Raw genomic sequence first — 22,268 nt, forward strand, 5'->3', positions numbered from 1 at the left:
GATGGCTAAAGGCCGGTTTTTACCGGGTTACTCGGTCACGAGGATCGAGTGGCCGGTCATTTCCTGCGGTTTCTCCATGCCCAGCAGATGCAGCATGGTCGGCGCGACATCGGCCAGAACGCCGCCTTGGCGAACTTTCAGCTGACGTTTGCCAACATAAACGAACGGCACCGGCTCGGAGGTGTGCGCAGTATGCGCCTGTCCGGTGGCGTCGTCGGTCATCTGTTCGACGTTGCCGTGATCCGCGGTAATCAGCGCCTCACCGCCGACTTTCTCCAGCGCCTCGGTGATGCGCCCGACACACACGTCCAGGCATTCCACAGCCTTGATCGCGGCTTCCATGATGCCGCTGTGGCCAACCATGTCACCGTTGGCGTAGTTGACGACGATCACGTCATAACGCTGATGTTCGATGGCATCGACAATCTTGTCGGTCACTTCCGGTGCGCTCATTTCCGGCTGCAGGTCGTAGGTGGCGACTTTCGGCGACGGGATCAGAATGCGCTCTTCACCCGGGAACGGTTCTTCACGCCCGCCGGAGAAAAAGAACGTGACGTGGGCGTATTTCTCGGTTTCGGCGATGCGCAGCTGGGTTTTGCCGTTGTCCGCCAGATACTCGCCCAGCACGTTTTTCAGGCTGCCCGCAGCAAAAGCGGACGGCGCAGGAATGCTGGCCGCGTACTGGGTCAGCATCACGTAGTTGACCTTCGGCTGACGGGCGCGCTCGAAGTCCTTGAAATCGTCTTCGACGAACACACGGGTCAGTTCACGGGCGCGGTCGGCGCGGAAGTTCATGAACACCACCGCGTCGCCATCTTCCACGCGGGCGGCTTCGCCGATGCGGGTGGCTTTGACGAACTCGTCGTTCTCGTCGCGTGCGTAGGCGGCTTCGAGCCCGGCAACGGCGCTGTCTGCGTGGAAATCGGCGGTGCTGTCGACGATCAGGTTATAGGCAGACGAAACCCGGTCCCAGCGGTTGTCACGGTCCATGGCGAAGTAACGGCCGACGATCGTGGCGGTGCGGCCTTTGCCCAGGCGGGCGAAGGTTGCGTCCATCAGCTCAAGGGATTTCTTCGCGCTGCGCGGTGGCGTGTCGCGGCCGTCGAGAAAGGCGTGCAGGTAGATTTTTTCTGCGCCGCGTTTGACCGCCAGTTCCGCCATCGCCACCAGATGGTCCTGGTGGCTGTGCACGCCGCCATCGGAGAGCAGGCCCATGATGTGCACGGCCTTGCCGGCGCTGACAGCTTTATCCACAGCGGCGCAGATGGTCGGGTTCTCGAAGAACTCGCCATCGCGAATCGCTTTGGTCACCCGAGTAAAGTCCTGATACACCACGCGCCCGGCACCCAGGTTCATGTGCCCGACCTCGGAGTTGCCCATCTGCCCGTCCGGCAGACCAACATCCATGCCCGACCCGGAAATCAGGCCATTGGGCATGGTTTGGTAGAGGCGATCCATGACCGGCATCTTCGCGGCCAGAATGGCATTGCCCTTGTGGCTTTCGCTGTGTCCGAAGCCATCCAGGATGATAAGAACCAGAGGTTTTGGCGTGGCAGTCATAGAACCCACTCGATGCTGATTGGATAAAGAGATGAACAAAGTACAAGGGAACGGCATTTTAAGGACAAGTTCAAACGGCGTCACCGCCGTACGGACTTTGGCCGACCTTGGCTGCTGTGTATACTGGCCGACATTTTAACGCCCTGGAACCTACTGATGGTTGCTCACCTGCTTGAATTCGCCACTAACCACTATTTGATCACCGGTGCCTTCGTCATTTTGCTGGGACTGCTGATTGCTTACGAAATGAGCAAGGGCGGCGCCAGCCTGAGCACTCGCGAGCTGACCGCGCTGGTCAACAGCGATCAGGGTGTGGTCATCGACGTGCGCTCGAAAAAGGATTACACCGCAGGGCACATCGTCGGCTCTCTGAATTTCCCGCAGGACAAGGTACTGACCCGTACCGCCGAACTGGAGAAATACAAGGACAAGACGTTGATCATAGTCGATGCAATGGGGCAGCATGCTGGCACCACCGCCCGCGAGCTGCTCAAGTCCGGCTTCAAGGCGGCCAAGCTGTCCGGCGGCATTTCCAGCTGGCGCGGCGATAACCTTCCTCTGGTGAAGTGAACATGGCTCAAGTCATAGTCTATTCCAGCGACTACTGCCCGTATTGCATACGTGCCAAACAGCTTCTGCAGAGCAAGAGCGTGGCCTTCGAGGAAATCCGGGTCGACGGCAAGCCGCAGCTGCGTGCCGAAATGACCAAGAAGGCCGGTCGTACTTCCGTACCGCAAATCTGGATCGGCTCGACCCACGTGGGCGGCTGCGATGACCTGTTTGCTCTGGAGCGTGCCGGCAAGCTCGATGCGCTGCTGGCCTGATACCCCTTAATCTTTCAGCCTAATCTGACAAGGATCCGAGATGACCGATCAACCGAACAACGACGCCGTTGCCAACGAAGAAAACGGCCCACAATTCTCCCTGCAGCGTATCTACGTTCGCGACCTGTCGTTCGAAGCGCCAAAAAGCCCGGCGATCTTCCGCCAGGAGTGGACGCCGACCGTCAGCCTGGACCTCAATACCCGTCAGAAGCAGCTGGAAGGCGATTTCTACGAAGTCGTACTGACCCTGTCCGTGACCGTCAACAATGGCGACGAAGTTGCCTTCATCGTTGAAGTGCAACAAGCCGGTATCTTCCTGATCAAGGGCCTGGACGACGGCGCAATGAGCCACACCCTCGGTGCGTTCTGCCCGAACATCCTGTTCCCTTACGCTCGTGAAGCCATCGACAACCTGGTCGTACGTGGCTCGTTCCCTGCGCTGATGCTGGCTCCGGTGAACTTCGACGCCCTGTACGCGCAAGAACTGCAGCGCATGCAGGAAGCTGGCGAAACGCCGACTGTTCAGTAAGCGTTACCGCTGCAAACAAAAAGCGCCTTTCGGGGCGCTTTTTTGTGCTTGGCCGCTCGGTCTAGGCAAAACCGTGCTGACGCCATGCTTCATAGACAGCCACGGCCACCGTGTTGGACAGGTTCAAGCTGCGGCAGCCTTCACGCATGGGCAGCCGCAGGCGATGCTCGCTGCTCAGCGAGTCGAGAATATCGGCGGGCAGGCCACGGCTCTCCGGACCGAACAGAAAGGCATCGCCTGGCTCAAAGCTCGCATCATGAAAAGGCCGAGAGCCTTTGGTGGTGAAGGCAAACAACCTCGGGTTGCCTATCTTCTCCAGACAGCTTGCCAGGTCAGCATGTGTCTGCAGCGTGGCATACTCGTGATAATCGAGCCCGGCACGGCGCAAGCGCTTGTCGTCCAGCTCGAAACCCAAGGGTTCGATCAAATGCAGGGTGCAGCCACTGTTGGCGCATAGCCTGATGACATTGCCGGTATTCGGCGGAATTTCTGGTTGAAAAAGGATGACGTGAAACATGCACGGCTCCGAACGAAAGGACGGGATGCATTCTACCCTTGAAGAGGACCCGAGGCCGAAGCTATGGCCGCGTGTTCTTGGTTCCATGGCGATTGTCGGGTTTACCGTGGGCACCATTATCGGCCGCCTGCAGCAGCCTGATCCGGTCGAGCTGGAGCAGATCGAAGAATTGCCTGCCGGTCTGGCGCTCTGGTTCAACGAAGAACCGAAGTATCGCGGCGCGACAGTCGATGGTGCAGTGGTAGTCAACGTCGATGCGTCAGGACAGCCGTGGACGGGCCAACTGAGGTTCGACAATCGGGTTGCGCGCTGGAAGGTGGAACGAGGAGAGAAGGGGTTGGTGCTGACGCTCCTGGCAGCCCGTCCGCTTCACGGCGACTGGCGCACTGAGAAGGTGGACGGGCGCTGGAGACTGGAGGTCAGTCTCCGGGAGGAATAAAAGAGGGGAATCCCCGGCCTGCCTGTACCAAGGTCCCCAAAACTGGTGATGTAATACCTGTTGCAGGGGGCGTGCCAGTTTTCAAATCGTTTCAGAAAAAACGTATTCGCGTGAGAAGCGGATCCTCACTGCGTGAGGCCATGCTTTATTCCTGAAACTCATAACTCTTTGAATTATAAATATTTATACATGTTGCTCGTGTGCCGGAAGTGATTTGGCTATAGAGCGGAGTTGTAGTGCCGCGTCGTTCATCCTTGATAACGCAGTACACGTTCCAGCCTTCCGGTTTTCCAGAAGCGCACTCAATTTGCGCACCACTAGCGTGCAGAAACCCATACTGATGCACTCGTCCATCCGAACTCGATGATGGATCGGTGCCCCTCACGTGCACAAATGAGCCGTTTGCGCATTGGCCAATCGGCTGGCTGCCATGGTGCCCGACACCAGAATTGCCTTTTTGTTCACATGGACTACAGTGAAGGACGGCTCTGAAGGCCGAAAATCGCTTGAAAATGGCCCAAAAAAGCAAAGTGAAAAAAATTTTTTGTGCTTGAACAAGGCGCGCCGTCAAAGTGATGACAACTGTCACATTAACTGACTAATCTCCCCGAAGTTCCCGTAATACAAGGCTTTCGCCAGTTTTGCATCAGCACTCTGCTGGCGGAGATCGAGACCGGTGAAGGGGCATTTTTCCGGTCGGGGGCACGAAAACGATAGATCTGACGAACGGTACCAAAATAAGTTTTGGGAAATGGGTAGTCAGGTCGATACACTCCGTGACGTCTTTGCTGACACGAGTTGTGACAAATGACTGGATGTTCTCAAGATTCCAGCAACGGTTTCTTCAGCGCATAAAAGCATTGCACCGACGTGTTGGCATCGACCAAAGCGGTCTAGTCAAAAGTCAGGGCGAACAGAATCCATTGATCTCGGATCGGGACTGTCGCCTATCGCTAATCCGTGGGTCAGGGCCAAGCCCGGCACCATGGATATAAAAAATTAGATTCACGAGGAGCGTAGTAATGAAGAAGTCCACCCTGGCTTTGGCCGTCACCGTTGGTGTATTGGCTCAGCAGGCCAGCGCAGCTGGTTTCCTGGAAGACAGTAAAGCGTCCGTCAGTTCTCGTACCCTGTATTTTGACAACGATTTCCGCGAAGGCACTACTCACAACAACCGTGAGACGGCCACTGGCCTGAAATTCGACTACCTGTCGGGCTTCACTCAGGGTACTGTCGGTTTTGGTCTGGACCTTCAAGGCCTTGTAGGTGTTCACCTTGATGGTGGCCGTGGCAACCACGCTCCTGCAGCGAACGGCGGCATTCTGCCTACCGACAGCGACGGTTCTGCTGTCAACGAGTGGAGCCGTCTGGGCGCCAACGGCAAGGTACGCTTCTCGAAAACCGAGCTGAAAGTCGGTAACGCATTGGCACCTAATCTGCCAATTCTGGTTAGCAACGACGGTCGTCTTCTGCCTCAGGCTTTCCAGGGCGGCATCCTGACTTCCAAGGATCTGGACAACGTCACCTTCACTGCCGGTCAGCTGAACAAATCCATCGGCCGTGCCTCGAGCAACTGGACTGACCTGTCCATTGCCGGCGCTTCCGAGACTGCCGATCAGTTCCGCTTCGCCGGTGCTGACTGGAAAGTCACCAAAGACCTGACCCTGCAGTACTACTACGCAAATCTGGAAGACTTCTACAAGCAACACTTCCTCGGTTTGGTACACGTTTACCAAATCGACGCCAACCAGTCCTTCAAGACTGACCTGCGTTATTTCAACAGCAGCTCTGACGGCAAAAACAGCGACGCAGCAACCGGCTACCGTTTCAACAACAACAACGGTTATGCCAAGAACGCTGGCGAAGTGGATAACTCCACCTGGTCCGCCATGTTCACCTACGCCCTGGGCGGCCATGCGTTCATGGTTGGCCATCAGCAGATTGGCGATGACGGCGGCATGGTTTTCCTGAACCAGGGCAACGTCACCAAGAACGGCACCAGCACTTCGAGTCTTGAAGGCAACGGCGGTTCGAGCTTCTACCTGTTCACTGACTCGATGATCAACGGCTTCAACCGCGCGGGTGAAAACACCACGTTCGGTCAGTACTCGTATGACTTCGCCAAGGTGGGTGTTCCAGGCCTGAAAGCAGCCATCGCTTACCTGCACGCAGACGACATTCGTGATCGCACTACCGGTAAAGAAGAATACTCCGAGTGGGAAACCGACATGCGTGTTGACTACGTGATCCAGAGCGGTCCGATGAAAGGTTTCGGCACCACCCTGCGTCACGGTACTTACCGTGCCGATGGCGACCTGAACAACTCGACCAACACCGACCAAACCCGTCTGATCTTCAACTACACCTACAACTTCATGTAAGTGTATTGAGGCTTAAAGGAACCCCGCCCCGTGCGGGGTTTCTTTTGCCTGTTTTTTGATATTCCTGACAGGTCTATTGGGCGCATTATTTATTCTTTTTAACTTCTCTCGACAGGGCGCACAGTAGTGCTATACCAAGGCCTACCCGATACAGACAAGGAGCAACACCATGACACTGCGACTTGGCGACATCGCCCCTGATTTCGAACAGGAATCCAGTGAGGGGCGTATACGTTTTCATGAATGGCTCGGTGACAGCTGGGGTGTGTTGTTTTCTCATCCGGCTGACTTCACGCCGGTGTGCACCACAGAGCTGGGCTTCACTGCTAAATTGAAAGACGAGTTCGCCAAGCGCGGCGTGAAAGCCATTGCGCTGTCGGTGGACCCGGTTGATTCGCACATCAAGTGGATCGACGACATCAACACCACGCAAAACACCCTGGTCAACTTCCCGATTCTTGCCGACGCTGACCGCAAGGTTTCTGACTTGTACGACCTGATTCATCCTAATGCCAACGACACGCTGACTGTGCGCTCGCTGTTCGTGATCGATCCGAACAAGAAGGTGCGTCTGACGATTACCTATCCGGCCAGCACCGGGCGTAACTTCCACGAGATTCTGCGCGTCATCGACTCCCTGCAATTGACCGACAACTACAAGGTTGCCACGCCCGCCAACTGGGTGGACGGCGATGACGTAGTGATCGTGCCGTCGATCAAGGATGAAGCCGAGATCAAACAACGCTTTCCCAAGGGCTATAAAGCGGTCACGCCTTATCTGCGCCTGACACCACAGCCAAACCGCTGATTTCCGATCTACCAAGCGTGGGGTTATTCGGGCCGATCTATCGGCCCTTTTTTATTCCTTCCTCACAGCCGCCTGCTGCGTCGCTTCATCAATCGCGGACGCGGAGCATGGGCACGATAGTCGAGATTATCGTTCCGCACGCTCCAGCGTGGGAATGCATGTCGTGACGCTTTGCGTCACAGGTCCGGAGGGTGCAGGCAACGGCATTTTCTTTATATTCATTTATGGAATAACTAAATGAATAAATAAGATTTATAGATATAAAAAAGGGCTGTTAATGTCGTGCCTATTCCCACCTTGCTCGTTCCTCAGCGGTCGAGCAGGGGACCACCCCAAATAGGTAAAGGAGCGCATATGCGCACTGTCATTTTGCGTCGAAGCCTTGTCGCGCTGTTTGCTGCTGCGGTCGCTCTTGGTGCGGTCACTCAGGCTCAGGCGGAAGATCTGCGCATCGGTTACCAGAAGTACGGCACGCTGGTGCTGCTCAAGGCCAAGGGCTCGCTGGAAAAACGCCTGGCCGAGCAGGGCGTGAAAGTCCAGTGGACCGAGTTCCCCGGTGGCCCTCAGTTGCTTGAAGGCCTGAACGTCGGTTCTATCGACTTCGGCGTAACAGGCGAAACGCCGCCGGTCTTCGCTCAGGCCGCGGGCGCGGACCTGCTGTATGTGGCCTACGAGCCGCCAGCACCGACCAGTGAAGCCATCCTGGTTCCCAAAGACTCCCCGATTACTTCGGTCAAAGACCTGAAGGGCAAGAAAGTCGTCCTCAATAAGGGCTCGAACGTCCATTACCTGCTGGTCAAGGCGCTGGAAGATGCGGGTCTGAAATACACCGATATCCAGACCGTCTTCCTGCCTCCGGCCGATGCGCGTGCCGCTTTCGAGCGCGGCAGCGTGGATGCCTGGGTCATCTGGGACCCGTACCAGGCCGCTGCTGAAAAGCAATTGCAGGCGCGAACCCTGAAAGACGGCACCGGCATTGTCGACAACCATCAGTTCTATCTCGCCACCAAGCCGTACGCGCAGAAAAACCCCAAGGTGATTCAGGCGCTGGTCGAAGAGGTTCGTGCGGTGGGCGAGTGGTCCAAGGCCAACCCCGATGAAGTGACCCAACAGGTCGCGCCGTTGCTGGGGCTGCCGGCCGACATCACCCTGACTTCAGTGAAGCGGCAGGGCTACGGCGCGCAGTTCCTTACCCCGCCGGTGGTGGCAGCACAGCAGAAAATCGCTGACACCTTCTACCAGCTCAAGCTGATTCCGAAGCCGCTCAGCATTGCTGATGTGGTCTGGACACCTCCTGCTGCTGTTGCTCAAGCACAGTGATCGTCAGGCCCTTCGAGGAGACAACTCCATGAGCCTCAGTGCTTCGCAACGCATCATTCACCGACTGGCGCCCTGGGCACTTCCAGTCCTGTTGTTGGCAGTCTGGCAGCTGTCAGTCAGCGCTGGCTGGTTATCCACACGCATTCTGCCCGCGCCCAGCGCGGTCATCGAAGCGGGGATAAACCTGGTCGCCAGCGGCGAAATCTGGACGCATCTGGCGATCAGCGGCTGGCGCGCCGGGATCGGGTTTGCCATTGGCGGCGGCATCGGTCTGGCGCTGGGCTTCATCACCGGCCTGAGCAAATGGGGTGAGCGTCTGCTGGACAGCTCGGTGCAGATGATTCGCAACGTGCCGCATCTGGCGCTGATTCCGCTGGTCATCCTGTGGTTCGGCATCGACGAGACCGCCAAGATATTCCTGGTCGCACTGGGCACTCTGTTCCCGATTTACCTGAACACCTACCACGGCATCCGCAACATCGATCCGGCGCTGGTAGAAATGTCCCGCAGCTACGGCCTGTCAGGTTTCAGCCTGTTCCGTCATGTGATCCTGCCGGGCGCCATGCCTTCGATTCTGGTCGGCGTGCGCTTTGCGCTGGGCTTCATGTGGCTGACGCTGATCGTCGCGGAAACCATTTCCGCCAGCTCCGGTATCGGCTACCTGGCGATGAATGCACGGGAATTTCTGCAGACCGACGTCGTGGTGCTGGCCATTGTGTTGTACGCCGTACTCGGCAAGCTGGCCGATCTGGCGGCGCGGGGCCTGGAACGTGTCTGCCTGCGCTGGCACCCGGCCTATCAAACGAGCAAAGGCGGTGCCGCATGACCAGTCTGAAACAGCAACCTCCACACTTGCTGCGTGGCATCCCGCTGGCGGTACGCAAGCTGAAAAAAGCGTTCGGCGCCCGCGAAGTGCTCAAGGACATCGACCTGCACATCCCTGCGGGTCAGTTCGTCGCCATCGTCGGCCGCAGCGGTTGCGGCAAAAGCACCCTGTTGCGCCTGCTCGCCGGCCTCGACAAACCGACGCAGGGCCAGCTACTTGCAGGCTCTGCGCCATTGGACGATGCCCGCGAAGACACGCGATTGATGTTTCAGGAAGCGCGCTTGCTGCCTTGGAAAAAGATCATCGACAACGTCGGCCTTGGCCTGAGCGGCGACTGGCGGGCGCAGGCCCTTGAAGCGCTTGAGGCCGTCGGCCTTGCCGAGCGCGCCAATGAATGGCCTGCCGCATTGTCCGGTGGCCAGAAGCAGCGCGTTGCCCTGGCTCGCGCGCTGATTCACAAGCCGCGCCTGCTGTTGCTCGATGAGCCGTTGGGCGCGCTGGATGCCCTGACCCGGATCGAAATGCAGCAACTGATCGAAAAACTGTGGGGCCAGTATGGTTTCACGGTGTTGCTGGTAACCCACGACGTCAGCGAGGCCGTGGCCATTGCCGACCGGGTGATCCTGATCGAAGAAGGGCAGATCGGTCTCGATCTGCTGGTCGACCTGCCACGCCCGCGTGTTCGTGGTTCGCATCGCCTCGCAGCGCTGGAGGCCGAAGTGCTCAACCGCGTGCTGGCCCTGCCGGGTTCGCCACCTGACCCGGAACCGTTTTCGCCACTGCCCACGCAATTGCGCTGGGCAAATTAACCCTGATCCCCAAAGGAAGACATGCCATGACTATCAAAGCCATTAACGTTCGCAACCAGTTCAAAGGCACCATCAAGGAAATCGTCCACGGCGACGTACTGTCGGAAATCGACGTACAGACCGCATCGGGCGTCGTGACCTCGGTCATCACCACCCGCTCGGTCAAGGAGCTGGAGCTGGTCGTCGGCAGCGAAGTCATCGCCTTCGTGAAGTCCACTGAAGTCTCCATCGCCAAGCTGTAAACGATGGGCAAAAAACACCCCGGACGGTCCTGACCCTCCGGGTTTTTTTGCTTTTTACCTAGCAGTTATGCGAGGTAGGCGACGTATCGGTTTTGCTGGATGCTGACGGCTGGTTCTATGTGAAACAACTGCCATGACCTCCCCCGACCAGACAGTGCTGTGCACGAATCGCTACGACCCGCTGGCTCCCCGCTACTTTATCCAGCCCTTCGCCGATTGCTTCGTCAAGCGCGGCAACTTCATCGGGTGGTATTGGCGATGTCATTTCAGCGGGCTCAACTACAAAATTAAATTCGTTGGCCCCATCCAATGGTAGTAAAGCATCTTCATCGAGGCCGAGTAGAAGACGAGGAGGCTATCAAACAGGCTTTGCCAGCAGAGATCCTGCCGTGAGGAGTGCACGCCAAAAATATTATGCTGCACTTAAAACCGCTGGTATTAAAAAGCCTAAGCCTGATAGTCCTGTCTATATTGATGGCAAGCTGGAAACTGAAGCGTTTGCTACAAGAATTAACTATTTTCAAGAGAAGATGAATTATATGTCCAGTATTAAAGGTACTGATAATTATAATCCAACCACCTATGCCAATCAGGTCACAGCATTGAAGCGAGAAAAAAGGGACCAGGCTAAGTGTCTACAGAACCCGAGAGAAAAAAATAAATCCACTCGGTCGTAATTCTCAATCGGCTCTCTTCACCAAAAACACCGGCAAATACAACCCCAAATAAGCATCAAACACCCGCATCCCTTCCTCAGCCATGCGCGGTGTGATCTCGTCATGCAACTGCACCGACCGCGCATACACCCGATCCCCCAGTTCCATCGCCAGCGCAAACACGTCGACATCGTCCGGCAGTGCGGGCAACTGGAAGTGGCGATCAAATACCTCAAGCATCAGCTGCCCCAGCTCAATGTCGTGCTGGCGGTCGGCCTGGTTGATTTCAGTCAGGCCGTGCTGGGCGAGGATCAATTGGCGAGCGGCGGCGTCGGCGTTGTAGATGGCCAGCATGCGCAGCTCGACGATGCGTGACAGGTCGCGCCAGGTGGTGAGCTGGTCGTGATCGATGGGGGCCTGCAGCGACGCGCGAAAGGCGGCGTGGATGTCGGCGGTCAGTGCTTCAAGCAGCGCAGGGACGCTGGCGAAGAAGTGGTACACCGACGAGGGCGGAATGCCGGCTCGCTCGGCAACGCTGTAGATCGACAGACTGGCCACGCCTTGTTCGGCAAGCAGCGTGCGCGCGGCGTCGAGAATCGAATCGATTCTGGCCTGGCTGCGTGCTTGAGGTTTGCGAGGCGTGGCGGCGCGGGTCATGGGCGTGGCTCTTGGTTGGGCTGCGGGCATTGTAAGGGATTACAACGGGATGAATCGCTGTCGTTGCCAAACGATTATCGCTCCCACGCTGGAGCGTGAGGATCGATAAGCGTCGGGATACACACCAAACAAAAACGCCGCACAGCTAAAGGCTTTGCGGCGTTTTGTGTTGCTCAGCCTCAATCAGACCGTATGCAGATACCAGTTGTACTCGAGGTCGGAGATGGAGTGTTCGAACTCTTCCAGCTCGCTCTCTTTACACGCCACAAAGATGTCGATGTATTTCGGGTCGATGTACTTGGCCATCACCGGGTTGTCGTCCAGCTCGCGCAATGCATCGCGCAGGTTGTTCGGCAGGCTTTGTTCGTGCTGTTCGTACGAGTTGCCTTCTACCGGGGCGCCAGGCTCGACCTTGTTGACCAGGCCGTGGTGCACGCCCGCCAGGACCGAAGCCATCACCAGGTACGGGTTGGCATCGGCACCAGCAACGCGGTGTTCGATACGTACCGCATCGGCGGTGCCGGTCGGTACGCGAACGGCGACCGTACGGTTATCCAGACCCCAGGTCGGCGAGTTGGGCACATAGAACTGCGCACCAAACCGTCGATACGAATTGACGTTCGGGCACAGGAAAGCCATTTGTGCCGGCAGGGTCTCGAGCACACCGCCGATTGCGTGACGCAATGCGGCGTTCTGCTCGGGATCCTCGCTGGTGAAGATGTTCTTACCGTCGCGATCCAGAATCGAAATGTGAACGTGCAGACCATTACCCGCCTGACCCGGATAGGGCTTGGCCATGAAGGTCGTGTCCATCTCGTGATCGTAGGCGATGTTCTTGATCAGACGCTTGAGCAATACGGCGTAATCGCACGCCTTGATCGCATCGGCGACGTGATGCAGGTTGACTTCGAACTGGGCCGGGGCGCTTTCCTTGACGATGGCGTCGGCAGGAATGCCTTGTTCCTTCGCACCTTCGAGGATGTCCTGAAGGCAATCGACGTATTCGTCGAGGTCGTCGATCAGGTAGACCTGTGTCGAATGCGGGCGTTTGCCGGAGATCGGCGAGCGCGGCGGTTGTGGGCGACCGTTCACGTTCTCCTGATCGATCAGGTAGAACTCCAGCTCGAACGCTGCGCAGATAGTCAGGCCCATTTCGTCGAATTTGGCGACGACCTGGCGCAATACTTCACGTGGGTCGGCGAAAAACGGATCGCCTTCGAGTTCGTGCATGGTCATCAGCAATTGCGCAGTAGGGCGCTTTTGCCATGGCTCGTTGCACAGGGTGTCGGGGATGGGATAACAGATTCGGTCAGCATCACCGATGTCCAGGCCCAGGCCGGTGCTTTCCACCGTGGAGCCATTGATATCCAGAGCAAATAAAGAGGCAGGCAGGTTGATGCCCTTCTCGTAAACCTTATGGAGGCTGGTGCGTTCGATGCGTTTGCCACGCACCACACCATTCATATCTGCAATCAGAAGGTCAACGTACAGAACCTCAGGATGTTCCTTAAGGAACGCGTTCGCTTCGTTAAGCTGAACGGCACGCGGGGGTACCGACATGATGCAACACCTTTGTTGTTAAAAATATCAATCATCAATGATTGCGGATCTCAGTCAATCCGAAAGCCATGATGAAGTCAATAGAGCCTTTTTTTGCCCTAAAACTGCGCCAAATGGCCTTTTTTGCTGCTATTTAGGGCGTTTAATTCCGTTTTTGACCGTTGTTAAATACGAGCTAGAGCGGCCTGTCTTCTATTCTTAACGGCTTGTTGTATAAAAAAATGAACGAGGCTAAGCTCGATCGCAACCCAGTAGAGCAACACTAGCGGGGGTCCCATGCTTCACCTTTCCCTGGTCGACACGCGACTATCAAGTCCGTACGGCGCCCATCATGCCTGTGATCTCGGTGCTCGTGGTGGGCTGCCACACTTTGCGACATCCCTGAACGGCTATCGAAGCCAGTCTGCTCTACGCTCAACGCTGGACATTACCACTATAACGGCATCGTCAGTGTGACCGCGGCCGTCTGGAAATCCGGCCCCGCAGCTGTCACCTTACCCCTATTCGGCGTCTGCCGAAACGAGTTGTACATCATGACGCCGATGCGTCTGGAACGCCTGATCACGATCAGGACAATAAAACCCTGAGGTATTTATGAGTACCAACCTCGACCAGCTCACCGATTGGTTGAAAGAACACAAGATTACCGAAGTCGAATGCATGATGTCCGACCTCACCGGGATCACGCGCGGCAAGATCTCGCCGACCAACAAGTTCATCGCTGAAAAAGGCATGCGTCTGCCTGAGAGCGTGCTGTTGCAGACGGTGACCGGTGACTACGTAGAGGACGATATCTACTACGAGCTGCTGGACCCGGCAGACATCGACATGATCTGCCGCCCCGACCAGAACGCGGTGTATCTGGTGCCCTGGGCGGTCGAGCCCACTGCACAGGTGATCCACGACACCTACGACAAGCAAGGCAACCCCATCGAGCTGTCGCCGCGCAACGTGCTGAAGAAGGTTCTCAAGCTCTATGCCGATCAGGGCTGGCAGCCCATCGTGGCGCCGGAGATGGAGTTTTACCTGACCAAGCGTAGCGACGACCCTGACTACCCGCTACAGCCGCCGATCGGGCGCTCCGGGCGTCCTGAAACCGGCCGTCAGTCGTTTTCGATCGAAGCGGCCAACGAGTTCGATCCGCTGTTCGAAGACGTCTATGACTGGTGCGAACTGCAGAACCTGGACCTGGACACGCTGATCCACGAGGACGGCACGGCGCAGATGGAGATCAACTTCCGGCACGGTGATGCCCTGTCGCTGGCCGATCAGATTCTGGTGTTCAAGCGCACCATGCGCGAAGCCGCCCTCAAGCACAATGTCGCGGCGACCTTCATGGCCAAGCCGATGACCGGCGAGCCAGGCAGCGCCATGCACTTGCACCAGAGCATCATCGACATCGAGACCGGCAAGAATATCTTCTCCAACGAAGACGGGACCATGAGCGAGCTGTTCCTGAACCACGTCGGTGGCCTGCAGAAGTTCATCCCCGAGCTGTTGCCGCTGTTCGCGCCCAACGTCAACTCGTTCCGCCGCTTTCTGCCCGACACCTCGGCGCCAGTGAATGTCGAGTGGGGCGAAGAAAATCGCACCGTCGGCCTGCGTGTGCCGGATGCCGTGCCGCAGAACCGTCGCGTGGAAAACCGTCTGCCCGGTGCCGATGCCAACCCTTATCTGGCCATCGCCGCCAGTCTGCTGTGCGGCTTCATCGGCATGGTCGAAGGTATCAACCCGAGCGCACCAGTGGTCGGACGGGGTTACGAGCGACGCAATCTGCGTCTGCCGTTGACCATCGAAGACGCGCTGGAGCGTATGGAAAACAGCAAGACCATCGAAAAATACCTGGGCAAGAAATTCATCATCGGTTACGTCGCGGTCAAGCGCGCCGAGCATGAAAACTTCAAGCGCGTGATCAGTTCGTGGGAGCGGGAATTCCTGCTTTTCGCCGTCTGATCACTCAGAGCGCCGCCGCGGTTGAAGCGCGGCGCTCTGCCAACTGACCTGATCAAAGGAAGTGCTGCATGAGTGCCAACAACCCGCAAACCCTCGAATGGCAGGCCCTGAGCAGCGAGCATCACCTGGCACCGTTCAGCGACTACAAACAATTGAAAGAGAAAGGCCCGCGCATCATCATCCGTGCCGAGGGCGTTTATCTGTGGGACAGCGAGGGCAACAAGATCCTCGATGGCATGTCCGGGCTGTGGTGCGTGGCCATCGGTTATGGCCGCGAAGAACTGGCCGACGCAGCCAGCAAACAGATGCGCGAGCTGCCTTACTACAACCTGTTTTTCCAGACCGCCCACCCGCCGGTGCTGGAACTGGCCAAGGCCATTTCTGAGATTGCACCGCAGGGCATGAAACATGTGTTCTTCACCGGTTCAGGCTCTGAAGGCAATGACACGATGCTGCGCATGGTTCGTCATTACTGGGCGCTGAAAGGCCAGCCGAACAAGAAAACCATCATCAGCCGCGTCAATGGCTACCACGGCTCCACCGTCGCCGGTGCCAGTCTGGGTGGCATGACGTACATGCACGAGCAAGGCGATCTGCCGATTCCAGGGGTGGTGCACATTCCCCAGCCTTACTGGTTCGGCGAAGGCGGCGACATGACGCCGGACGAGTTCGGCATCTGGGCTGCCGAGCAACTGGAGAAGAAAATTCTCGAGCTGGGCGTCGAGAACGTCGGTGCGTTCATTGCCGAGCCGATCCAGGGCGCAGGCGGTGTGATCGTCCCGCCTGATTCCTACTGGCCGAAGATCAAGGAAATCCTCTCCCGCTACGACATCCTGTTCGCCGCCGATGAGGTGATTTGTGGCTTCGGGCGTACCAGTGAGTGGTTCGGTAGCGATTTCTATGGCCTCAAGCCGGACATGATGACCATCGCCAAAGGACTGACCTCCGGTTACGTACCGATGGGCGGCCTGATCGTGCGCGATGAAATCGTCGCGGTGCTCAATGAGGGCGGCGATTTCAATCATGGCTTTACCTACTCCGGGCACCCGGTGGCTGCCGCGGTGGCGCTGGAGAACATCCGGATCCTGCGCGAAGAGAAGATCGTCGAACGGGTCAGGTCGGAAACGGCACCGTATTTGCAAAAGCGTTTGCGTGAGTTGAGCGATCATCCGCTGGTGGGCGAAGTCCGCGGTGTCGGGCTGCTCGGGGCCATCGAACTGGTGAAGGACAAGGCCACCCGCGAGCGCTATACCGACAAGGGCGCGGGAATGATCTGTCGAACCTTCTGCTTCGACAATGGCCTGATCATGCGGGCTGTGGGCGATACCATGATCATTGCTCCACCGCTGGTGATCAGTTTTGCGCAAGTCGATGAGCTGGTAGAGAAGGCGCGCAAATGCCTGGATCTGACGCTGGCGGTGTTGCAGGGCTGAAAATGCCAAAAAAAGCGTCGATTCAAGCGCAATGTGCATTGTTTGAGGGGCTTCGGCTTGAAAGCCTGCCCAGGAAGTTGCCAGACTAATGGCTACACGCCGCTAACTGACGGTCAGTGATAAAAATACATTGGAGCTACGCATGAAAAAATTTGGCAAGACCCTTCTCGCGCTGTCACTGATGGGCGTTGTGGCCACTGTTGCGCAGGCCGATGACAAAGTGCTGCACGTCTATAACTGGTCCGATTACATCGCGCCGGACACCGTTGCCAAATTCGAGAAAGAATCGGGCATCAAGGTGGTCTACGACGTTTTCGACAGCAACGAGACGCTCGAAGCCAAATTGCTCGCGGGCAAATCCGGCTATGACATCGTCGTGCCGTCCAACAACTTCCTGGCCAAGCAGATCAAGGCCGGCGTTTATCAGGAGCTGGACAAGTCCAAGCTGCCAAACTGGAAGAACCTCAACGAGTCGCTGCTCAAGGCCGTGTCGGTCAGCGACCCGGATAACAAGCACGCATTCCCGTACATGTGGGGTTCGATCGGTATCGGCATCAACCCGGACAAGGTCAAGGCCGCTCTGGGTGCTGACGCGCCAGTCAATTCCTGGGACCTGCTGTTCAAGCCGGAGAACGCTGCCAAGCTGAAGTCGTGCGGCATCAGCTTCCTCGACTCGCCGACCGAAATGCTGCCGATCGCCCTGCATTACCTGGGCTACCCGACCGACTCTCAGGACAAGAAGCAGCTCGCCGAAGCTGAAGCGTTGTTCCTGAAGATTCGTCCGTCGATTGGCTATTTTCACTCGTCCAAGTACATCTCGGATCTGGCCAACGGCAACATCTGTGTAGCGGTCGGCTACTCGGGTGATATCTATCAGGCCAAGTCCCGCGCTGCCGAAGCCGGTGGCAAGGTCAAAGTTGCTTACAACATTCCGAAAGAAGGCGCCGGCAGCTTCTACGACATGGTCGCCATTCCCAAGGATGCCGAGAACGTCGAGGGTGCCTACAAGTTCATGACCTTCCTGATGAAGCCGGAAATCATGGCCGAGATCACCAACGCTGTACGTTTCCCGAACGGTAACGCCGCGGCTACGGCGCTGGTCGACAAGGAAATCACCAGTGACCCTGGCGTTTATCCACCTGCCGACATCCAGGCCAAACTGTATGCAATCGCTGACCTGCCTGCTGCCACGCAGCGGATCATGACCCGCAGCTGGACCAAGATAAAATCGGGTAAATAAGCCTGTCATCAAACCTGTGGATGCTGCGTAGCCTCGGCCGCGCAACATCCAGTAGACAGGAATATCGCCTAAACCTTTGCTGGTTGGACGCATAGACGGTAAGTTGCGCGCCGGTTTGGTTTTCGGGACGCCCTCCGGCGCTCAGGCCCCTCTGTTAAAAGGACTCATTCTTTGTCTATTTCTATTCTTTCCAAAGCCTTGCTGGCGGCTGCCGGGCTGACACTGTCGATCAGTGCCCAGGCTGAGTCCACCGTGCATATTTATAACTGGTCCGATTACATCGGCAAGACCACCCTGGCCGACTTCGAAGCCGCTACCGGCATCAAGCCGATGTACGACGTGTTCGACTCCAACGAGACCCTGGAAGCCAAGCTGCTGGCCGGACGCACAGGCTATGACGTGGTGGTGCCGTCCAATCACTTCCTCGGCAAGCAGATCAAGGCCGGTGCGTTCCAGAAACTCGACAAGTCGCTGTTGCCCAACTACAAGAATCTCGACCCGGCGCTGCTCAAGCGTCTGGAGAAGAACGATCCGGGTAACCAGTACGCCGTGCCGTACCTGTGGGGTACCAACGGCATCGGTTACAACGTCGAGAAGGTCAAGGCGGCACTGGGCGTCGACAAGATTGACTCCTGGGCCGTGCTGTTCGAGCCGGAGAACATCAAGAAGCTCTCCAGCTGCGGCGTAGCGTTTCTCGACTCTGCCGATGAAATGTTGCCAGCGGTGCTCAACTACATGGGGCTGGACCCCAACAGCACCAAGGAAGCCGATTACAAGAAGGCCGAGGCCAAGCTGCTGGCGATTCGTCCTTACGTGACCTATTTCCACTCGTCCAAATACATCACAGACCTGGCCAATGGCGACATTTGCGTTGCCGCAGGTTTCTCGGGCGATGTGTTCCAGGCCAAGGCTCGTGCAGAAGAGGCGGGCAAGGGCGTGAAGCTCGCGTACAGCATTCCGAAAGAGGGCGGTAACCTGTGGTTCGACATGCTGGCGATCCCGGCGGACTCGAAGAACATCAAGGCGGCCAGTGCCTTCATCAACTACATGCTCGACCCCAAGGTGATCGCCAAGGTCAGCGATGAAGTCGGATACGCCAACCCCAATCCCGCCTCCGGCGAGTTCATGGACCAGAGCATCCGTACCGATGAAGCGGTCTATCCGCCTCAGGAAGTGCTGGACCGCCTGTTCGTGAACAGCGAGTTGCCACCCAAGGTGCAACGTCTGATGACCCGCAGCTGGACCAAGGTCAAGTCGGGCAAATAAAAATCCAGCACCCGGCCATATGGGCCGGGTTGCCTACCTGTTGGGAGTTTCACCCATGGCAGTTGCCTCCGGCGCCTACAAGAAAGCCATCGAAGGCGGTCAGCAACCCAAAGAGGTGCTGGTCAAGATTGATCGGGTCACGAAAAAGTTCGACGAGACGATCGCTGTGGACGATGTGTCCCTGCAGATTAACAAGGGCGAGATCTTCGCCCTGCTTGGCGGCTCTGGCTCCGGCAAATCGACACTGCTGCGCATGCTGGCCGGGTTCGAACGGCCGACCGAAGGGCGCATCTACCTCGACGGTGTCGACATCACCGACATGCCGCCGTACGAGCGTCCTATCAACATGATGTTCCAGTCTTATGCGCTGTTCCCGCACATGACCGTGGCGGACAACATCGCCTTCGGCCTGAAGCAGGACAAGCTGGGCAAGCCGGAAATCGAAGCCCGTGTGGCAGAAATGCTCAAGCTGGTACAGATGACCCAGTACGCCAAGCGCAAGCCGCATCAGCTCTCCGGCGGTCAGCGTCAACGCGTTGCTCTGGCCCGGTCACTGGCCAAAAAGCCCAAGCTGTTGCTGCTCGACGAGCCGATGGGCGCGCTGGACAAGAAACTGCGTTCGCAGATGCAGCTGGAGCTGGTGGAGATCATCGAGCGCGTCGGCGTGACCTGCGTGATGGTGACTCACGATCAGGAAGAGGCCATGACCATGGCCGAGCGCATCGCGATCATGCACCTGGGCTGGATCGCGCAGATCGGCAGCCCGATCGACATCTACGAGACCCCGACCAGCCGTCTGGTCTGCGAATTCATCGGCAGCGTCAACCTGTTCGAAGGTGACGTGATCGAAGACATGGAAGCCCATGCGCTGATCCGCAGCCCCGAGCTGGAGCGCAATATCTATGTCGGCCACGGCGTCAGTACGTCGGTCGAAGACAAGCACATCACCTATGCACTGCGTCCGGAGAAACTGCTGATCACCACCGAGCAGCCCGGCTTCGAATACAACTGGTCGCGCGGCAAGGTCCACGACATCGCCTATCTGGGCGGTCATTCGGTGTTCTATGTCGAGCTGCCGGGCGGCAAGCTGGTTCAGTCGTTCGTCGCCAACGCCGAGCGTCAGGGCGCACGGCCTACCTGGGGCGATGAAGTCTACGTCTGGTGGGAAGACGACAGCGGCGTGGTACTGCGCTCATGAAAATCCGCAAGATCAAGCGCGCGTTCGAGCGCATAAAGCCCAACGGGCGGCAGATGGTCATCGGCGTGCCGTTCCTCTGGCTGTTCCTGTTCTTTGCTCTGCCGTTTCTGATCGTGCTCAAGATCAGCTTCGCCGAGGCCGACGTCGCGATCCCGCCGTACACCGAAATCTTCAGCTACGCCGACGAAAAGCTGCAGATGGTCCTCAACTTCGCCAACTACACCTTGCTCAGTGGCGATGACCTGTACGTTTCGGCCTATCTGGGCTCGCTGAAGATGGCCTTCATCAGCACCTTGCTGTGCCTGCTGATCGGCTATCCGATGGCCTACGCCATCGCCAGCGCGCGCAAGGACCTGCAAACCGTGCTGTTGCTGCTGATCATGATGCCGACCTGGACAGCGATCCTGATCCGCGTCTACGCCTGGATGGGCATCCTCAGCAACAACGGGCTGCTCAATGCATTCCTGATGTGGCTGGGGCTGATCGACGCACCGCTGCAGATCCTCAATACCAACCTGGCGGTGTACATCGGCGTGGTCTATTCCTACCTGCCGTTCATGATCCTGCCGCTGTACGCCAACCTTGTGAAGCACGACACCAGCCTGCTGGAAGCCGCCTCCGATCTGGGCTCGAGCACCTTCAACAGCTTCTGGAAAATCACCGTACCGCTGTCCAAGAACGGCGTGATCGCCGGCTGCATGCTGGTATTCATTCCGGTGGTGGGCGAGTTCGTGATTCCCGAGCTGCTCGGCGGTCCGGAAACCCTGATGATCGGCCGCGTGCTATGGCAGGAATTCTTCAACAACCGTGACTGGCCGGTGGCTTCGGCGCTGGCGGTCATCATGCTGCTGGTGCTGATCGTGCCCATTATCCTGTTCAACCGCAGTCAGGCCAAAGAACTGGAGGGCAAGGCATGAACCGCTTTCGATTCTCGAACCTGATGCTGGTGCTGGGTTTGCTGTTCATCTATGCGCCGATGGTGATTCTGGTCATCTACTCGTTCAACGCTTCGCAACTGGTGACGGTCTGGGGCGGCTGGTCGGTGAAGTGGTACGTCGGCCTGCTGGACAACTCGCAACTGATGGGCTCGGTGATGCGCTCATTGGAAATCGCCTGCTACACCGCCGTTGCTGCGGTGGCGCTGGGGACCATGGCGGCGTTTGTGCTGACCCGCATCAGCCGCTTCAAAGGCCGCACGTTCTTTGGCGGGCTGGTCACGGCTCCTTTGGTCATGCCGGAAGTGATCACCGGTCTGTCGCTGTTGCTGCTGTTCGTGGCCATGGCGCAATTGATCGGCTGGCCGCAGGAACGCGGCATCATGACCATCTGGATCGCGCACACGACGTTCTGTGCGGCCTACGTGGCGGTGGTGGTGTCGGCGCGCCTGCGTGAGCTGGACCTGTCGATCGAAGAAGCCGCAATGGACCTGGGCGCCCGTCCGTGGAAGGTGTTCTTGCTGATCACCATCCCGATGATCGCGCCATCGCTGGCAGCCGGGGGCATGATGTCCTTCGCGCTGTCGCTGGACGACCTGGTACTCGCCAGCTTCGTCTCCGGGCCCGGCTCGACGACCTTGCCGATGGAAGTGTTCTCTGCCGTGCGCTTGGGTGTGAAGCCTGAAATCAATGCCGTGGCGAGCCTGATCCTGCTGGCCGTGTCACTGGCGACCTTCCTGGTCTGGTTCTTCACCCGCCGCGCCGAAAACAACCGCAAGCGTGCGATCCAGCAGGCTATCGAGGAAAGCGCGGCAGACGCCTGGAAACAGCCTGATCCGAGGCGTGCTCCGGCGGCGTGAAGACCTGATCGTGGATACACAAGCCCGCTCTTGATTCTGCCCGTAGGGCGTAGGAGCGAGCTTGCTCGCGAACTGCCGGGGACCGGCAGCCAAACCAGCGACCTCGGTTGTGCCTGATGTACCGTACGTGACGGTTTCACTGTCGGTTCCCGACAGTTCGCGAGCAAGCTCGCTCCCACGCCCTCCGGGCAGAAGCGCCATTTCCGGGCTCGGCGCAGAGAGTATCGCTACGCCCCCGGCACCAGCTGTAAAACC

21 protein-coding genes are annotated in these 22,268 nt (G+C 57.8%); 17 read left to right on the top strand and 4 right to left on the bottom strand.

The window, feature by feature from the left end:
* Positions 1-27: 27 nt before the first annotated feature.
* The gene (gpmI, locus tag JOE34_RS07440; RefSeq protein ID WP_003427331.1) at positions 28-1,560 is read right to left on the bottom strand and encodes a 2,3-bisphosphoglycerate-independent phosphoglycerate mutase; all 1,533 of its coding nucleotides are present in this window, start codon (positions 1,558-1,560) and stop codon (positions 28-30) included.
* Between the two features lie 156 nt (positions 1,561-1,716).
* Between gpmI and JOE34_RS07445 the strand changes: the two genes are divergently transcribed.
* Genes JOE34_RS07445 through secB form a run of 3 tightly spaced genes read left to right on the top strand, consistent with a single transcriptional unit; the run spans position 1,717 to position 2,913 of the window.
* Positions 1,717-2,130 (top strand): rhodanese-like domain-containing protein, encoded by a 414-nt coding sequence (locus JOE34_RS07445; RefSeq protein ID WP_003318290.1) that lies wholly within the window; start codon positions 1,717-1,719, stop codon positions 2,128-2,130.
* A 2-nt stretch (positions 2,131-2,132) separates the two neighbouring features.
* Positions 2,133-2,384, top strand: coding sequence for a glutaredoxin 3 (gene grxC, locus JOE34_RS07450; RefSeq protein WP_002551467.1), 252 nt, complete (start codon positions 2,133-2,135; stop codon positions 2,382-2,384).
* A 40-nt stretch (positions 2,385-2,424) separates the two neighbouring features.
* Positions 2,425-2,913, top strand: coding sequence for a protein-export chaperone SecB (gene secB, locus JOE34_RS07455; protein WP_003372189.1), 489 nt, complete (start codon positions 2,425-2,427; stop codon positions 2,911-2,913).
* A 61-nt stretch (positions 2,914-2,974) separates the two neighbouring features.
* Here secB and trmL read toward each other — a convergent pair whose 3' ends face one another.
* Positions 2,975-3,430: a tRNA (uridine(34)/cytosine(34)/5-carboxymethylaminomethyluridine(34)-2'-O)-methyltransferase TrmL gene (gene trmL, locus JOE34_RS07460; protein ID WP_002551469.1), complete on the bottom strand. Its 456-nt coding sequence runs from the start codon at positions 3,428-3,430 to the stop codon at positions 2,975-2,977.
* Between trmL and JOE34_RS07465 the strand changes: the two genes are divergently transcribed.
* From JOE34_RS07465 to JOE34_RS07495, 7 genes are all read left to right on the top strand, one after another.
* Complete coding sequence (locus JOE34_RS07465; RefSeq protein WP_003427333.1) at positions 3,429-3,869, top strand: hypothetical protein; 441 nt, start codon at positions 3,429-3,431, stop codon at positions 3,867-3,869. The two genes, trmL and JOE34_RS07465, sit on opposite strands and share 2 nt — an antisense overlap.
* Before the next feature lie 1,022 nt (positions 3,870-4,891).
* On the top strand, positions 4,892-6,250 hold the full coding sequence (locus tag JOE34_RS07470; protein ID WP_209995413.1) for an OprD family porin: 1,359 nt from the start codon (positions 4,892-4,894) through the stop codon (positions 6,248-6,250).
* A 169-nt stretch (positions 6,251-6,419) separates the two neighbouring features.
* The gene (locus tag JOE34_RS07475) at positions 6,420-7,058 is read left to right on the top strand and encodes a peroxiredoxin (RefSeq protein ID WP_003318285.1); all 639 of its coding nucleotides are present in this window, start codon (positions 6,420-6,422) and stop codon (positions 7,056-7,058) included.
* A gap of 354 nt (positions 7,059-7,412) precedes the next feature.
* Entirely contained in the window at positions 7,413-8,378 is a 966-nt protein-coding gene (locus JOE34_RS07480) for a sulfonate ABC transporter substrate-binding protein (RefSeq protein WP_003342194.1), read from the top strand.
* A 28-nt stretch (positions 8,379-8,406) separates the two neighbouring features.
* On the top strand, positions 8,407-9,204 hold the full coding sequence (ssuC, locus tag JOE34_RS07485) for an aliphatic sulfonate ABC transporter permease SsuC (RefSeq protein ID WP_003342192.1): 798 nt from the start codon (positions 8,407-8,409) through the stop codon (positions 9,202-9,204).
* Positions 9,201-10,013 carry an aliphatic sulfonates ABC transporter ATP-binding protein gene (gene ssuB, locus JOE34_RS07490; protein WP_003427335.1) on the top strand — a complete coding sequence of 271 codons (813 nt, stop codon included), beginning with the start codon at positions 9,201-9,203 and terminating at the stop codon, positions 10,011-10,013. The genes ssuC and ssuB overlap by 4 nt, the downstream gene beginning before the upstream one ends.
* A 26-nt stretch (positions 10,014-10,039) precedes the next feature.
* Entirely contained in the window at positions 10,040-10,255 is a 216-nt protein-coding gene (locus tag JOE34_RS07495; RefSeq protein ID WP_002555770.1) for a TOBE domain-containing protein, read from the top strand.
* A gap of 680 nt (positions 10,256-10,935) precedes the next feature.
* On the opposite strand, the gene JOE34_RS07500 is transcribed toward JOE34_RS07495, so the two are convergent.
* On the bottom strand, positions 10,936-11,568 hold the full coding sequence (locus tag JOE34_RS07500) for a TetR/AcrR family transcriptional regulator (RefSeq protein ID WP_010406564.1): 633 nt from the start codon (positions 11,566-11,568) through the stop codon (positions 10,936-10,938).
* A gap of 183 nt (positions 11,569-11,751) precedes the next feature.
* The gene (locus JOE34_RS07505; protein ID WP_003413528.1) at positions 11,752-13,128 is read right to left on the bottom strand and encodes a glutamine synthetase family protein; all 1,377 of its coding nucleotides are present in this window, start codon (positions 13,126-13,128) and stop codon (positions 11,752-11,754) included.
* 594 nt (positions 13,129-13,722) lie between these two features.
* On the opposite strand from JOE34_RS07505, the gene JOE34_RS07510 reads away from it, so the two are divergent.
* The 7 genes from JOE34_RS07510 (at position 13,723) to JOE34_RS07540 (ending at position 22,013) form a co-directional block, all read left to right on the top strand.
* Complete coding sequence (locus tag JOE34_RS07510; RefSeq protein WP_004415470.1) at positions 13,723-15,081, top strand: glutamine synthetase family protein; 1,359 nt, start codon at positions 13,723-13,725, stop codon at positions 15,079-15,081.
* A gap of 68 nt (positions 15,082-15,149) precedes the next feature.
* Complete coding sequence (locus JOE34_RS07515) at positions 15,150-16,514, top strand: aspartate aminotransferase family protein (RefSeq protein ID WP_209995415.1); 1,365 nt, start codon at positions 15,150-15,152, stop codon at positions 16,512-16,514.
* 142 nt (positions 16,515-16,656) lie between these two features.
* Entirely contained in the window at positions 16,657-17,754 is a 1,098-nt protein-coding gene (locus JOE34_RS07520) for a polyamine ABC transporter substrate-binding protein (RefSeq protein ID WP_010406577.1), read from the top strand.
* Between the two features lie 171 nt (positions 17,755-17,925).
* Positions 17,926-19,020 (top strand): polyamine ABC transporter substrate-binding protein, encoded by a 1,095-nt coding sequence (locus JOE34_RS07525; protein ID WP_003349091.1) that lies wholly within the window; start codon positions 17,926-17,928, stop codon positions 19,018-19,020.
* Positions 19,021-19,075: 55 nt separating this feature from the next.
* Positions 19,076-20,218, top strand: coding sequence for a polyamine ABC transporter ATP-binding protein (gene potA, locus JOE34_RS07530; protein WP_003394418.1), 1,143 nt, complete (start codon positions 19,076-19,078; stop codon positions 20,216-20,218).
* Positions 20,215-21,135 carry an ABC transporter permease subunit gene (locus JOE34_RS07535; RefSeq protein ID WP_003372160.1) on the top strand — a complete coding sequence of 307 codons (921 nt, stop codon included), beginning with the start codon at positions 20,215-20,217 and terminating at the stop codon, positions 21,133-21,135. The genes potA and JOE34_RS07535 overlap by 4 nt, the downstream gene beginning before the upstream one ends.
* Positions 21,132-22,013 carry an ABC transporter permease subunit gene (locus tag JOE34_RS07540; RefSeq protein WP_003318275.1) on the top strand — a complete coding sequence of 294 codons (882 nt, stop codon included), beginning with the start codon at positions 21,132-21,134 and terminating at the stop codon, positions 22,011-22,013. Before JOE34_RS07535 ends, JOE34_RS07540 begins: the two co-directional genes overlap by 4 nt.
* The last annotated feature ends 255 nt before the right edge of the window (positions 22,014-22,268 follow it).

Source organism: Pseudomonas sp. PvP028, assembly GCF_017832255.1.
GTDB lineage: Bacteria > Pseudomonadota > Gammaproteobacteria > Pseudomonadales > Pseudomonadaceae > Aquipseudomonas > Aquipseudomonas syringae.

What these genes read in the sequence shown, in the direction of transcription:
- JOE34_RS07445 (WP_003318290.1), top strand. Translation starts at nt 1,717, where the DNA reads ATGGTTGCTCACCTGCTTGAATTCGCCACTAACCACTATTTGATCACC.
- JOE34_RS07475 (WP_003318285.1), top strand. Translation starts at nt 6,420, where the DNA reads ATGACACTGCGACTTGGCGACATCGCCCCTGATTTCGAACAGGAATCC.
- JOE34_RS07505 (WP_003413528.1), bottom strand. Translation starts at nt 13,128, where the DNA reads ATGTCGGTACCCCCGCGTGCCGTTCAGCTTAACGAAGCGAACGCGTTC.
- JOE34_RS07480 (WP_003342194.1), top strand. Translation starts at nt 7,413, where the DNA reads ATGCGCACTGTCATTTTGCGTCGAAGCCTTGTCGCGCTGTTTGCTGCT.
- potA (WP_003394418.1), top strand. Translation starts at nt 19,076, where the DNA reads ATGGCAGTTGCCTCCGGCGCCTACAAGAAAGCCATCGAAGGCGGTCAG.
- JOE34_RS07495 (WP_002555770.1), top strand. Translation starts at nt 10,040, where the DNA reads ATGACTATCAAAGCCATTAACGTTCGCAACCAGTTCAAAGGCACCATC.
- JOE34_RS07500 (WP_010406564.1), bottom strand. Translation starts at nt 11,568, where the DNA reads ATGACCCGCGCCGCCACGCCTCGCAAACCTCAAGCACGCAGCCAGGCC.
- gpmI (WP_003427331.1), bottom strand. Translation starts at nt 1,560, where the DNA reads ATGACTGCCACGCCAAAACCTCTGGTTCTTATCATCCTGGATGGCTTC.
- ssuB (WP_003427335.1), top strand. Translation starts at nt 9,201, where the DNA reads ATGACCAGTCTGAAACAGCAACCTCCACACTTGCTGCGTGGCATCCCG.
- JOE34_RS07515 (WP_209995415.1), top strand. Translation starts at nt 15,150, where the DNA reads ATGAGTGCCAACAACCCGCAAACCCTCGAATGGCAGGCCCTGAGCAGC.
- secB (WP_003372189.1), top strand. Translation starts at nt 2,425, where the DNA reads ATGACCGATCAACCGAACAACGACGCCGTTGCCAACGAAGAAAACGGC.
- JOE34_RS07540 (WP_003318275.1), top strand. Translation starts at nt 21,132, where the DNA reads ATGAACCGCTTTCGATTCTCGAACCTGATGCTGGTGCTGGGTTTGCTG.
- JOE34_RS07520 (WP_010406577.1), top strand. Translation starts at nt 16,657, where the DNA reads ATGAAAAAATTTGGCAAGACCCTTCTCGCGCTGTCACTGATGGGCGTT.
- JOE34_RS07465 (WP_003427333.1), top strand. Translation starts at nt 3,429, where the DNA reads ATGCACGGCTCCGAACGAAAGGACGGGATGCATTCTACCCTTGAAGAG.
- ssuC (WP_003342192.1), top strand. Translation starts at nt 8,407, where the DNA reads ATGAGCCTCAGTGCTTCGCAACGCATCATTCACCGACTGGCGCCCTGG.
- JOE34_RS07510 (WP_004415470.1), top strand. Translation starts at nt 13,723, where the DNA reads ATGAGTACCAACCTCGACCAGCTCACCGATTGGTTGAAAGAACACAAG.
- grxC (WP_002551467.1), top strand. Translation starts at nt 2,133, where the DNA reads ATGGCTCAAGTCATAGTCTATTCCAGCGACTACTGCCCGTATTGCATA.
- JOE34_RS07470 (WP_209995413.1), top strand. Translation starts at nt 4,892, where the DNA reads ATGAAGAAGTCCACCCTGGCTTTGGCCGTCACCGTTGGTGTATTGGCT.
- trmL (WP_002551469.1), bottom strand. Translation starts at nt 3,430, where the DNA reads ATGTTTCACGTCATCCTTTTTCAACCAGAAATTCCGCCGAATACCGGC.
- JOE34_RS07535 (WP_003372160.1), top strand. Translation starts at nt 20,215, where the DNA reads ATGAAAATCCGCAAGATCAAGCGCGCGTTCGAGCGCATAAAGCCCAAC.